Annotated in this window: 12 protein-coding genes and 1 riboswitch; of the genes, 2 read left to right on the forward strand and 10 right to left on the reverse strand. The window is 72.1% G+C overall.

Translation table 11 applies throughout. The annotated features are described in order from the left end of the window. Window positions 1-61: 61 nt before the first annotated feature. From OG251_RS06300 to ribD, 8 genes are all read right to left on the reverse strand, one after another. Window positions 62-538: a PH domain-containing protein gene (locus OG251_RS06300; protein ID WP_326676229.1), complete on the reverse strand. Its 477-nt coding sequence runs from the start codon at window positions 536-538 to the stop codon at window positions 62-64. A gap of 44 nt (window positions 539-582) precedes the next feature. Next, window positions 583-1,431, reverse strand: a complete 849-nt coding sequence (gene hisG / locus OG251_RS06305; protein ID WP_326676230.1) for an ATP phosphoribosyltransferase — start codon at window positions 1,429-1,431, stop codon at window positions 583-585. Window positions 1,432-1,499: 68 nt separating this feature from the next. Beyond that, window positions 1,500-1,772 (reverse strand): phosphoribosyl-ATP diphosphatase, encoded by a 273-nt coding sequence (locus OG251_RS06310; protein ID WP_056787177.1) that lies wholly within the window; start codon window positions 1,770-1,772, stop codon window positions 1,500-1,502. A gap of 35 nt (window positions 1,773-1,807) precedes the next feature. Beyond that, a complete protein-coding gene (ribH, locus tag OG251_RS06315) occupies window positions 1,808-2,293 on the reverse strand; it encodes a 6,7-dimethyl-8-ribityllumazine synthase (protein ID WP_326676231.1) in 486 nt (161 codons plus the stop codon). Window positions 2,294-2,362: 69 nt separating this feature from the next. Then, on the reverse strand, window positions 2,363-3,661 hold the full coding sequence (locus tag OG251_RS06320) for a bifunctional 3,4-dihydroxy-2-butanone-4-phosphate synthase/GTP cyclohydrolase II (RefSeq protein ID WP_326676232.1): 1,299 nt from the start codon (window positions 3,659-3,661) through the stop codon (window positions 2,363-2,365). Continuing rightward, window positions 3,658-4,302, reverse strand: coding sequence for a nicotinamide mononucleotide transporter family protein (locus OG251_RS06325; RefSeq protein WP_326676233.1), 645 nt, complete (start codon window positions 4,300-4,302; stop codon window positions 3,658-3,660). Before OG251_RS06325 ends, OG251_RS06320 begins: the two co-directional genes overlap by 4 nt. Then, on the reverse strand, window positions 4,299-4,955 hold the full coding sequence (locus tag OG251_RS06330) for a riboflavin synthase (protein ID WP_326676234.1): 657 nt from the start codon (window positions 4,953-4,955) through the stop codon (window positions 4,299-4,301). The genes OG251_RS06325 and OG251_RS06330 overlap by 4 nt, the downstream gene beginning before the upstream one ends. Further along, window positions 4,956-6,056, reverse strand: coding sequence for a bifunctional diaminohydroxyphosphoribosylaminopyrimidine deaminase/5-amino-6-(5-phosphoribosylamino)uracil reductase RibD (ribD, locus tag OG251_RS06335; RefSeq protein WP_326676235.1), 1,101 nt, complete (start codon window positions 6,054-6,056; stop codon window positions 4,956-4,958). 160 nt (window positions 6,057-6,216) lie between these two features. Then, window positions 6,217-6,347: riboswitch (FMN riboswitch) on the reverse strand. Between the two features lie 151 nt (window positions 6,348-6,498). Here ribD and OG251_RS06340 point away from each other — a divergent pair. Further along, window positions 6,499-7,245, forward strand: coding sequence for an SDR family oxidoreductase (locus OG251_RS06340; RefSeq protein WP_326676236.1), 747 nt, complete (start codon window positions 6,499-6,501; stop codon window positions 7,243-7,245). A 44-nt stretch (window positions 7,246-7,289) separates the two neighbouring features. On the opposite strand, the gene OG251_RS06345 is transcribed toward OG251_RS06340, so the two are convergent. Next, window positions 7,290-8,480, reverse strand: a complete 1,191-nt coding sequence (locus OG251_RS06345) for an ROK family transcriptional regulator (RefSeq protein ID WP_326681170.1) — start codon at window positions 8,478-8,480, stop codon at window positions 7,290-7,292. A gap of 238 nt (window positions 8,481-8,718) precedes the next feature. On the opposite strand from OG251_RS06345, the gene OG251_RS06350 reads away from it, so the two are divergent. Further along, window positions 8,719-9,957: an MFS transporter gene (locus tag OG251_RS06350; RefSeq protein WP_326676237.1), complete on the forward strand. Its 1,239-nt coding sequence runs from the start codon at window positions 8,719-8,721 to the stop codon at window positions 9,955-9,957. A gap of 234 nt (window positions 9,958-10,191) precedes the next feature. On the opposite strand, the gene OG251_RS06355 is transcribed toward OG251_RS06350, so the two are convergent. Then, window positions 10,192-11,826 (reverse strand): hypothetical protein, encoded by a 1,635-nt coding sequence (locus tag OG251_RS06355; protein ID WP_326676238.1) that lies wholly within the window; start codon window positions 11,824-11,826, stop codon window positions 10,192-10,194. Window positions 11,827-11,908: the final 82 nt, after the last annotated feature.

Raw genomic sequence — 11,908 nt, forward strand, 5'->3', positions numbered from 1 at the left:
GGCGCACCTGGCGCCGCCGCCCTCCAGAGTAATCAAGAAGAGGCCGTACGGGGCAGGGGGCTCAGCCGTTGTCCGTGACGGCGTCCGCTCCGGTGCCGCGGGATTCGGCGAGGACGCGCAGCGTACGGGCGTCCCGGATGGCCTGCTGCTTGGCGATTCCGGGCTGGATGCCGAGCGCGGGCAGGCTGGTGCCGTCGCTGAGGTCGAGGAAGACCCAGGGGTCGCCGACCCGCAGGTTGACCCGGAGGATCTCCTCCCAGGCCAGCCTGCGGGTGCGGGTGAGGTTGACGACGGTGACCCCGGTGTCATCGGCGACGACCTTGGGCCTGCTGAGCAGGGCCAGGACACCGAAGAAGAGGGCGGCCACGAAGATGAAGCTGGTCCGCTCCCCCGGGTTCAGCTTCTCCAGGGTCAGGGCGATGACTGTGATGACGAGGAACATCGCCAGACCCACGGCCAGCAGGACCACCCGGGTGAGGGTGGGCCTGAAGGTGACCGGGAGGGCGGGCAGTTCGGGCCGGGGGGCGGAGGCGGACATCAGGCGCTCTTCTTGTCTGTCGGTGTTCTCGGTCGCCCCGGCCGTCAGAGACGGCAGGCGTGGATGGCCGTGGTGAGGATGGCGCGGGCACCGAGCTCGTACAGATCGTCCATGATCCGCTGTGCCTCCTTGGCGGCGACCATGGAGCGGACGGCGACCCATCCCTCGTGGTGCAGCGGGGAGATGGTCGGCGACTCCAGGCCCGGGGTGAGGGCCACGGCACGCTCCAGGTGCTCGACGCGGCAGTCGTAGTCCATCATCACGTAGGAGCGGGCGACCAGGACGCCCTGGAGGCGGCGGAGGAACTGCTGCACCTTCGGGTCGTCGTCGGGGGCGCCGGTGCGCCGGATGACGACGGCCTCCGACTTCATGATCGGCTCGCCGATCACTTCGAGTCCGGCGTTGCGCAGGCTAGTGCCGGTCTCCACCACATCGGCGATGATCTGGGCGACCCCCAGCTCGATGGCGGTCTCGACCGCGCCGTCGAGGTGGACGACGGAGGCGGTCACGCCGGCGTCGGCCAGGTGCTTGGCGACGATGCCCTCGTAGGAGGTGGCGATCGTCATGCCGTCGAAGTCCTGCGGGCCGTGGGCCGTGCCGGGCTTGGTGGCGTAGCGGAACGTCGAGCGGGCGAAGCCGAGCTGGAGGATCTCCTCGGCGTCGGCCCCGGAGTCCAGCAGCAGGTCGCGGCCGGTGACGCCGATGTCGAGACGGCCGGAGCTGACGTAGATCGCGATGTCGCGGGGCCGCAGGTAGAAGAACTCGACCTCGTTCTCCGGGTCGACGAGAACGAGCTCCTTGGACTCCTTGCGCTGCTGGTATCCGGCCTCATGGAGCATCGCCATCGCAGGCCCGGAGAGTGAACCCTTGTTGGGGACGGCGATGCGCAGCATGGGGTCAGGTCCTTTGGTGCGAAGGGGTGGGATTGCGGACGTGCGGATGTGCGGGGAGCGCGGTCGGCCTAGAGATGGGCGTAGACGTCGTCGAGGGAGATGCCGCGGGCGACCATCATCACCTGGACGTGGTACAGCAGCTGCGAGATCTCCTCGGCGGCGGCTTCCTTGCCCTCGTACTCGGCGGCCATCCACACCTCGGCCGCCTCCTCGACGACCTTCTTGCCGATGGCATGCACTCCCTTGTCCACCAGTTCGGCGGTGCGGGAGGTGGAGGGGTCGCCGTTGGCGGCCTTGAGCTGCAGCTCGGCGAAGAGCTCTTCGAAGGTTTTGTTCGCCATGATGGTCCTTAGAATACGGGGTCGCCGGCCCGCACTCAGCGCCAGGGTTCACTGACGGTGCGCAGTGTGGTGGCGGTGGCGACGGCCGCGGTGACCGCTTCGTGGCCCTTGTCCTCGTTGGACCCTTCGAGACCGGCCCGGTCCAGCGCCTGCTCCTCGGTGTCACAGGTCAGGACGCCGAATCCGACCGGCACCCCGGTGTCGACGGTGACCTGGGTGAGGCCCGCGGTGACCCCGTGGGAGACGTACTCGAAGTGCGGGGTTCCACCGCGGATGATCACGCCGAGGGCGACGATCGCGTCGTAGCCGCGGCCCGCGAGGACCTTGGCGACGACGGGAAGCTCGAAGCTGCCGGGGACCCGGAGCAGGGTCGGCTCGTCGATGCCCAGCTCGTGCAGCGCGCGCAGGGCGCCGTCGACGAGTCCGTCCATGATCTTCTCGTGCCACTGGGCGGCGATCACGGCCACCCGCAGGTCACCGCAGTTGCGTACGGACAGTTCGGGTGCGCCCTTGCCGCTCATGTCTCTCCTACTGCTCGTTCCGTGGGGTTACGGGGTGGTGGGTGGGGTGGATCAGGGATACGGGGCAGGTCACTGGTTGCTGCACGTCGACGCGGTGGCGCCGTCGAGCCAGGGCAGGTCGTGGCCCATGCGGTCGCGCTTGGTGCGCAGGTATCGCAGATTGTGCTCCCCGGCCTGGATCGGCATGGGTTCCCGGCCGGTGACGGCGAGCCCGTACCGCAGCACCGCGGCGGTCTTGTCGGGGTTGTTGGTCATCAGCCGGAGACTGCCGACCCCGAGGTCCGCGAGGATCTGGGCGCCCGCCGCGTAGTCGCGGGCGTCGGCGGGCAGACCGAGCTCCAGATTGGCGTCGAGGGTGTCGGCCCCGCGCTCCTGGAGTTCGTACGCGCGCAGCTTGGAGAGCAGTCCGATGCCGCGGCCCTCGTGGCCGCGCAGATAGACGACGACGCCGCGGCCCCGCGCGGTGACGCGCTCCATGGCGGCGTGCAGCTGGGGGCCGCAGTCGCACCGCTGGGACTGGAAGATGTCGCCGGTCAGGCACTCCGAGTGGATCCGTACGAGGACGTCCTCGCCGTCGCCGATGTCCCCGTGGACGAGCGCCACATGCTCCACCCCGTCGACGGTGGAGCGGTAGCCGTACGCGGTGAACTCGCCGAACGCGGTCGGCAGCCGGACCTCGGCCTCGCGGCGGACGGTCGGTTCGGCGCTGCGCCGGTAGGCGATCAGGTCCTCGATGGAGATGATCGTCAGGCCGTGCTTGCGGGCGAAGGGGACCAGTTCGGGCAGTCGCAGCATCACACCGTCCTCGCCCGCGATCTCCACGATCGCCCCGGCGGGCCGCAGTCCGGCGAGCCGGGCCAGGTCGACGGCGGCCTCGGTGTGGCCGTTGCGTACGAGGACTCCGCCGGAGCGGGCCCGCAGCGGGAAGACATGGCCGGGGCGGACGAAGTCGCCGGGTCCGGCCACGCCGCCCGCCAGCAGCCGCAGCGTGGTGGCGCGGTCGGCGGCGGAGATGCCGGTGGTCACGCCGTGGACGGCACCGGCGTCGACGGAGACGGTGAAGGCGGTCTTCATCGACTCGGTGTTGTGCTCGACCATCTGCGGCAGTTCGAGCCGTTCCAGCTCGTCGCTCTCCATGGGCGCGCAGATCAGCCCGCGGCATTCGCTCATCATGAACGCGACGAGCTCGGGGGTCGCCTTCTCGGCGGCGATGACGAGGTCGCCCTCGTTCTCGCGGTCCTCGTCGTCCACGACGACGACGGGCCGGCCGGCCGCGATGTCGCGGATGGCCTGCTCGACGGGGTCGAGGGAGAGGTTCTCGACGAGGGGGTCGTGGTTCCGGTGCAACCAGGTGGGCTGGGCAGTCATGCCGTGGCTCCTTCCAGAGCGGGTGACCGCGTGCGCAGCCACCAGTCGCGCATGCCCCACAGGACGAGGGCCCCGTAGACGACGTAGATGAGACCGGAGAAGGCGAGCCCGCTGTGGAAATTGAGCGGGACGCCGACCAGGTCCACGAGGAGCCAGGCGAACCAGAACTCGACCATGCCGCGCGCCTGGGCGAGCATCGCGACGAGCGTGCCCGCGAAGATGTAGGCGTCCGCCCAGGGGCTCCAGGACAGGGACGGGAACGCCGTGAAGAGACCGCCGACGGCCAGGGTGCCGACCGCCGCGCCGCCGACCAGCAGGCCGCGCTCGCGCCAGGTGGCGAACCGTACGGCGATGCTGCCGTCCTGGGCCTGCTGCCTGCCGCGGGTCCACTGCTGCCAGCCCCAGACGGCGACGGCGATGACGACCAGCTGTTTGCCGACGCTGCCCGCCTGGTGCACGGAGACATTGGCCGCGACCAGGACGACGCCGGAGAGGAGCTGGGCGGGCCAGGTCCAGATGGAACGGAGCCAGCCCAGGGTGAGCGCCGCCAGACCGATCGTGTTGCCGAGCATGTCGGACCAGATGATGTGCTGCCCCAGGACGGTGAACGCCTCCGAGTTCAGCCAGGTCAGCGCGCTCATGTCACCGGCTCCCCGGGCTCCGGCACCACACCCCGGGCAGCGCCGGGGGCGGCACCCGGGATCGCATCGGCACCGAGCAGCCGCTCGACGTACTTCGCGATCACGTCCACTTCGAGGTTGACCGGGTCGCCGGGCTGCTTGATGCCGAGCGTGGTCAGGGCGAGGGTGGTGGGGATGAGGCTGATGGTGAAGTAGTCGGGCCCGGCGTCCACGACGGTCAGGCTCACGCCGTCGACGGTGATGGAGCCCTTCTCCACCACGTAGCGGGCCAGCTCCGCGGGCAGGGAGACCTTCACGATCTCCCAGTTCTCGGAGATCCTGCGCTCCACGATGCGGCCGGTGCCGTCGACGTGGCCCTGGACGATGTGTCCGCCGAGCCGGCCGCCGAGGGCCATGGGCCGCTCCAGGTTGACCCGGGAGCCGGTCGTGAGGGCGCCCAGGCTGGAGCGGTCGAGCGTCTCCGCCATCACGTCCGCGGTGAACTCGTGCTCGCCGAGGTCCACGACGGTGAGGCAGACCCCGTTGACGGCGATGGAGTCGCCGTGTTTGGCGCCTTCGGTGACGACGGGGCCGCGCAGTCGGAAGCGGGAGGCGTCGTCGAGCTTCTCGACGGCAGTGACCTCACCCAGTTCTTCGACAATTCCGGTGAACACTCAGTTTCCCTTCCGAGCAGTGACGGGGACGGCGGTGATGCGCAGATCGGGGCCGAGAGTGACGGTCTCGGTCACATCGAGGCGCAACGCCCGCGCAAGTGTGGGGATTCCGGCGTCGGCGAGGGCGGCGGGGCCCGCGCCGAGCAGAACGGGGGCGAGATAGCCGACGACCTTGTCGACCGCTCCGGCGGCGACGAAGGCACCGGCCAGGGTCGGCCCGCCTTCGAGGAGCACGGAGCGCACGCCCCGCCCATGGAGGGCGGCGAGCAGGGCCGGCAGGTCCAGGCCCCGGCCGGAGGCGGCCCGCGGCAGCCGCAGGACGGCCGCGTCGGGGAGATGGGCGGCGGGTGCGTCGTCGGCGACCGCGATCAGGGTGGGCGCGGTCGCGTCGAGGACGCGGGCGCCGGGCTTGACGGCCGTCGCGCCGGTGTCGACGACCACCCGCAGCGGCTGGGTGGCGCCCTCGATGCCGCGTACTGCCAGCTGGGGGTCGTCGGCACGGGCGGTGCCGGAACCGACCACGACGGCGTCGGCCTCGGCACGCAGCCGGTGGACGTCGGCGCGGGCCTCGGGCGAGGTGATCCAGCGGCTGGTGGCGTCGGCGGCCGCGACCCGGCCGTCGAGCGTCGCCGCGTACTTCCAGAGGACGTACGGGCGGCCGAGGCGCACCGAGGTCAGCCAGGCGGCGTTGCCCGTCTCGGCCTCGTCGGCGAGGAGCCCCTGCTCGACCTGGATCCCGGCCCGGCGCAGGGTGTCCGCGCCGCCGGTGGCCTGCGGATTCGGGTCGCCGACCGCGTACACGACCCGGCTGATCCCGGCGTGCAGGAGCGCCTGGGCGCAGGGGCCGGTGCGTCCGGTGTGGTTACAGGGTTCGAGGGTGACGTAGGCGGTACCGCCCCGGGCCCGCTCACCGGCGGCACGCAGCGCGTGTATCTCGGCGTGCGGCCCTCCGGCGCGCTGGTGGAAGCCTTCTCCGGCCCGCTCTCCGGAGGCGTCGGTGATCACGCATCCGACGACCGGATTGGGGCTGGTGGAGCCGAGCCCGCGGGCTGCGAGCGCGATCGCTCGGCGCATGGCGGTGATATCGGCTGCGGTGGCCACCGGGTCCTCCTGCCTCTTCGGGCACGGACTCCGGGGCCTGTCGATGACGACAGATGAAGCGGTACGACACCGGGAACGCCAAAACCCGGGTACACGGACACGGCAGTCCCGGTGATACGGAACACGCGTCCGCCTGGGGCGGCGTACCTGTGACGACCCGCCGCGCACTGCCTCCCATCCGGACTTTCACCGTCGGTCCAGGAATCACACCTGGTCAACCGGCCGCTGGCTGCGGACGGGTCGCGGACTATAACCGCCGGTTCGGAATTGCACCGACCCCGGAGTGCGCTGCTATTGGTACGCAATCAGTCTGCCACGGACGACCGTCGGCCATGCAGGTGATGGCTGTGTGCTGACTCACAGAGCAACCTGGGAGAAGGGGCGCCCCCACGGGTCGCCCGCTCGCCGCCCCGCGTCCCGCCGCTCTGGCAGGCTTGCGTCCATGACGACGATTCTGGTGACCGGCGGTACCGGAACACTCGGCCGGCAGGTCACCGCGCGACTGCGCGACGCCGGACAGGACGTACGGGTACTGAGCCGCCGCTCCCCTTCGTACGCCGTCGATCTGCGCGACGGCAGAGGGCTGGACGCCGCACTCGACGGGGTGGACGCGATCGTGCACTGCGCCACGTCGCCGCGGGGCGGGGACGACAGGGCGGCCGGGCATCTCATCGGGGCCGCGCGGCGGGCGGGCGTGCCCCATCTGGTCGATATCTCGATCGTCGGTGTGGACCGGATCCCGCTCGGTTACTACACCGTCAAGCATCGGGTCGAACGGATGATCGAGGAATCGGGTCTCGGCTGGACGATCCTGCGGGCCACACAGTTCCACGACCTGGTCCTCGGCATCCTCTCCGCGGCGGCCAGGCTGCCCGTGCTGCCGGTGCCCGCGGGGGTGTCGGTCCAGCCCATCGACAGCGGCGAGGTCGCGGAGCGGCTGGCCACGCTGGCGCTCGGTGCCCCGGCGGGACGGGTGCCGGAGATGGGCGGCCCCGAGGTCCGGGAACTGGCCGACCTGGCCCGCGTCCACCTCGGGGCGACCGGCCGCAAGCGGCGCGTGGTGCCCGTGCGGCTGGCGGGCAGGGCGTACGCCGGGTACCGGCGCGGCGATCACCTGACACCCGAACGGGCCGTGGGGACCGGGACGTTCGAGGAGTTCCTCGCGAGGAGGTACCACCGCCCGGTGTGAGCGGTCCGGGGAGGGGCATCCCCAGCCGCTCGGCGCAGGGCCTCTCAGCCGCCGGGGGCGAACAGCGCGTCCTGGGCCGCCTCGCGCGCCGTGAGCAGCGCGCCGCGCAGCACGGCGGCGCCGCCGAGTGATCCGGCGCGGACCTCGGTGCGCAGCGGCGACATCCTGGCCAGCCGTTCCTCGACCCGGTCGGCGAGCCCGGCACCGCCCGCATGACCGACCTCGCCCGACAGGACCACGCAGCCCGGGTCGAGCACCGAGGCCACGGCGGCGGCGCCGAGCGCCAGACGGTCGGCGAGGGCGTTCAGGAACGGGCCGCCCTCCGCCCCCGGTGCGAGCGCCGCCCGGACGGCGGCGGCGGCGTCCGGTTCCCCGTCTCCCGCCCGCGCGTACGGAGGCACCTTGATGCCGTGGTCGGCGGCCAGTTCGCAGATGGCCGCCGAGCCCACCAGGGAGTGGAAGCCCCCGTCGCAGCTGACGTCCGAGGGAATCCCCGCCGTGCCGGGCACGGGCAGGAACCCGATCTCCCCCGCACCGCCCGAGGCCCCCCGGCGCAGCTTCCCGTCCAGCATCACGGCGGCGCCGATGCCGTGTCCGAGCCAGAGCAGGACGAAGGTGTCGCGGTCGCGCGCGGCGCCGACCCGGTGCTCGGCGACGGCCGCCAGATTGGTCTCGTTCTCCACCAGGACGGTCGCGGGCAGCCGCCGCTGAAGCACCCGGACCAGGCCGCGGTGCCAGGCGGGCAGGCCGCTGGTGTCGCGCAGTTCGCCGGTGACCGGGTCGATCAGCCCGGGGGCGCCGATGCCGACGCTGTGCAGGGGGGCGGTCCCGGCCTCGCGAGCGGTGCGTTCGAGGAGGGCGACGGCCTGCTCGACCGCGGGTTCCGTGCCGGTGTCGCTGCCGATGGGCATGGTCGCCTCGGCGAGCGTGGCTCCCAGCAGGTCGGCGACGACCACGGCGACGCTGCCGGTGCGCACGTCGAGGGCCGCGAGGTGGGCGCGGTCGGCGACGATCCCGTACAGCCGGGCGTTGGGGCCCCGGCGCTGGGCGCCGCTCTCGCCGACGACCTGGATCAGGCCGGCGTCCCGCAATCGCTCGACCAGGTCGGCGACCGTGGGGCGGGAGAGGCCGGTCAACGTCTTCAGCTGCGTGGCCGTCAGCGGGCCGTCCTGCTGGAGCAGTCGCAGGGCGAGCCGGTCGTTGATGGCCCGAGCGGTGCTCGGTGAAGCGGGCATGCCGGGATCCTTCCAGATCACGTCGCACTCCTTCCATGGGCGGCCGGTGGGGACCACGGGACGACCGGTGCGCACGGCCGCCGCGGGCCGTTCGCCGGGTGCTCGCCGGACCGTTCGCCGGGCTGTTGATGCGGGCTATTTATCAGGCAGGGTTCCTGATAGTTTACGCCCCGGATCGAGGGCAGAGGCGCCGGAGCAGAGCCGGTGGGCCAGTATTTCCAGGGGAGGGCACAGCGGTATGACAACGGATTCCACAGTGACGGGCTTCGGCACGGAACGGGTCGGGCGGGCCAGGATCGCCATCGCCACCGTCTTCACGGTGCACGGGGCGGTGACCGGCAGCTTCGCGACCCGGGTGCCCTGGATCCAGGACCACGCCGGGGTCAGCGCCGGTCAGCTCGGTCTCGCACTTGCCTTCCCCGCGATCGGCGCCTCGCTCGCCATGCCGCTGGCCGGGCGGATCAGTCACCGTTTCGGCACCAGAACCGCGCTGCGCTGGCTGCTCATGCTGTGGACGCTCGCCCTGGTGCTGCCCGCGATGGCGCCGAGCCTGCTGACGCTCTGCACGGCGCTCTTCGTGTACGGGGCGACGGCCGGGATGTCCGACGTGGCGATGAACGCACTGGGCGTCGAGGTGGAGAACCGGCTCAACAAGTCGATCATGTCCGGCCTGCACGGGATGTGGAGCGTGGGCGCACTGACGGGTTCGGCGGCCGGAACGGTCGCCGCCCATCTCGGCACCGACGCGCGGCTGCATCACACGATGGCCGCCGCCGTCCTCACCGTACTGGGGCTGATCGCCTGTCAGGGGGTGCTCGACCTGCGCAGCGAGCCGGACGAGGACCCGCCGCCGCGCTTCACCCTGCCGCCCAGGTCCGCCCTGATCATCGGCGCGATCGGGTTCTGCGCGGTGTTCGCCGAAGGTGCCAGCATGGACTGGTCGGCGGTCTATCTCCGGGACATCATGGGCAGTTCCGCGGGTCTGGCGGCCGCGTCCACCACGGCGTTCGCGCTGACGATGGCGGTGGCCCGGATCGCCGGTGACCGGATCGTCGACCGGTTCGGGGCGGTCCGTACCGTGCGGGTCGGGGGCGCGCTGGCGACCGCCGGCGGTCTGCTGGTCGTGCTGTCGCCCGACCCGGCGGTGGCGCTGTGCGGCTTCGGACTGCTGGGCCTCGGTGTGGCCGTCGTGGTCCCGCTCGCCTTCGCCGCGGCCGGGCGCAGCGGACCGAACCCGAGCCAGGCCATCGCGGGCGTGGCCACCATCACGTACACCTCGGGGCTGATCGCCCCGTCGGCGATCGGCTCGCTGGCCGAGGCCACCTCACTGGTCGTGTCGTTCGGCCTGGTGACGGTGCTGGCGTTCGGTCTGGTGCTGGGGGCCGGGGTGCTGCGGGCGGGCGACCGCAAGGTCACCGGCCCGGCCGGCCCGGACACCGCGCCGGCGAAGAGCGGGGCGGAACCGAGCGGGAGCTGAGGCGGCCCGGGGCACCGCTCCGACGCGAACGCGGCAGGCGCCCCGGCTCCCGGAGGTGAGAACCGCCCCCGGGAGCCGGGAGTACCTGCCGCGCTCATACGGGTGCCAGGGACCCGCTCATGCGTGCGTGGGCCTGCGCATTGCGTGCGTGGGCCTGCGCATTGCGTGCCTGGGCCCGTGCGTGCGGTGGTGCGTGAGTCCCGCTCACACGATGTGTGGTGCCGCGCCGGTCTCTCAGCCGGTGCAGGTGACCTTCAGAGCGGATATCGCGTGGTGCTCGTAGTTGTTGTCCTCACCGCGGTCGTGCAGCTGCACCGAGAGCTTCTTGGCGTCCACCGCGAAGGTGCCCGGCACGTTGTACCAGGTGCCGCGACGCTCCTTCTGGCGGACGTAGTAGGAGCCGACCAGGTTGCTGGTCCTGGGCAGGAACCTGTCGTAGACGGTGTAGTAGCTCGGGTTGCCGCCCACCCGCACGATGTCGGAACTCCCGGGTACGTGGACGGAGATGCTGCACTTCCTGGCGCTGTCGGGCAGGTCGAACAGCCAGGTCGCCGATCCGCCCGAGTCCTTGGAGGAGCTGCCGGACATGGGCATGGAGAGGTACTTGCCGTCGCAGCCGTACCCTCCGAAGCCACCGGTGTGGGTGGCCCAGCCCTCCTTGCCGTCGCTGTAGTAGCCGGACTTCTGGAAGCGCTGGGTGTCGCATTCCGGTCCGGACACACCGCTGTACACCACGGTGGGCGCCGACTTGGGCGCCGTACCGGCCGCGGGGGCCTTGGCCGGAGTCTTCGAGCTCTTGGGGTCGGGGGCCTTGTCGCCGGTTCCGCTCTTCGACGCCTTGTCGCCCTCGCCCTTGGTGCCCTTGTCCTTCGTCCCGGTGGAACCGTCCGCGGATTTCCCGCCCACCCCGCTGTCGGCCCGGACGTCCCCGCCCGTGCCCGTGCCCTTGTCGAGCCGGGCCGGAGTCTTGCCCGGATCATCGCCGCCGGCCTGCCGCTTGCCCTCGGTACGGTCGGGATCGGTGCCCGGTACGTAGCCGCCGGCCCGGCCGTCCGCCTTCCAGGCCGCCGCCTGTTCCCGGCTCTTCGGCTTGGCCTCGTCCTTCTGGGCACCCGCCACGACGAAGGGGGTCGCCAGAAGCAGCGCGCCGGCGAAGGCGGCCGCGACGACCATCGGGCGCGAGACCCGGCCGGGGCGCTCCGGGGCGCCCCCCTCAGCCGCCGAGGCCCCGCCGGGGGGACCGGAGGAGGCTGCGGCGACCGCGGTCGCCGTGGCGGCAACGGTCGTTGTGGCGGAGGCGGTCTCTGTGGCGGAGGCGGTCGCCTCTGCGGCGCCGGCCGTCGTCCCGGAGGCGGAGGGCTCGCTCGCGGGGGTCGATGCCGCGGTGGCCGGCGGTGTCTTCGCTTCGGCCGGCTCCCCGGCGGCGCTCTCCGCAGCACCCGATGAGGCGGAGGGCGTGGCGCTCCCCGAACCGGTGGTGGGCACCGCGGCAACCTTGCCGGCCGTCGGCGCCGGCTCTTCCTCGGCCGCCGCGGCGCTCTCGCCGTCCGGTCGTCGCTCGGACCCGGAGGTGCCCCTGCCGATGGAGACTCCGGCCGCGTGCACCACCGCCGGGGTTTCCGCCGCGGGCTCGTCGGGCTTCTCCGGACCGGGTTTCGAGGCGGTCGGCGTCCTCGCGCCGCCGGTGTCCTTACCGCCGGTGATGCCGCCGTCGCCGCCCTCCGTCGACGTGGGGGACGGCGGCGAGGACGGGGCGCCTATGCTTCCCGGGGCTCCGGAGAGCGCCTCGCTGTCGGGCGCCGGAGTGCCCACGGCCTCACCCCGGTTGCGCGCGGGCTCGCTCTCCTCGGTGGATCGCACTCGCTTCACGGGTGAGCCCTCTTTCCCTGCCATCGACTTTCCTCATCCTCTCGATCGCTCTACGGCGAGCTCAATTCCCGCCCGAACCATT

It is taken from the genome of Streptomyces sp. NBC_01237, from assembly GCF_035917275.1.
Lineage (GTDB): Bacteria > Actinomycetota > Actinomycetes > Streptomycetales > Streptomycetaceae > Streptomyces.

Excerpts from the sequence above, each read along its gene's own strand:
- OG251_RS06325 (WP_326676233.1), bottom strand. The coding sequence starts at position 4,302 with ATGAGCGCGCTGACCTGGCTGAACTCGGAGGCGTTCACCGTCCTGGGG.
- OG251_RS06310 (WP_056787177.1), bottom strand. The coding sequence starts at position 1,772 with ATGGCGAACAAAACCTTCGAAGAGCTCTTCGCCGAGCTGCAGCTCAAG.
- hisG (WP_326676230.1), bottom strand. The coding sequence starts at position 1,431 with ATGCTGCGCATCGCCGTCCCCAACAAGGGTTCACTCTCCGGGCCTGCG.
- OG251_RS06340 (WP_326676236.1), top strand. The coding sequence starts at position 6,499 with ATGACGACGATTCTGGTGACCGGCGGTACCGGAACACTCGGCCGGCAG.
- OG251_RS06300 (WP_326676229.1), bottom strand. The coding sequence starts at position 538 with ATGTCCGCCTCCGCCCCCCGGCCCGAACTGCCCGCCCTCCCGGTCACC.
- OG251_RS06345 (WP_326681170.1), bottom strand. The coding sequence starts at position 8,480 with ATGCCCGCTTCACCGAGCACCGCTCGGGCCATCAACGACCGGCTCGCC.
- OG251_RS06320 (WP_326676232.1), bottom strand. The coding sequence starts at position 3,661 with ATGACTGCCCAGCCCACCTGGTTGCACCGGAACCACGACCCCCTCGTC.
- OG251_RS06350 (WP_326676237.1), top strand. The coding sequence starts at position 8,719 with ATGACAACGGATTCCACAGTGACGGGCTTCGGCACGGAACGGGTCGGG.
- ribH (WP_326676231.1), bottom strand. The coding sequence starts at position 2,293 with ATGAGCGGCAAGGGCGCACCCGAACTGTCCGTACGCAACTGCGGTGAC.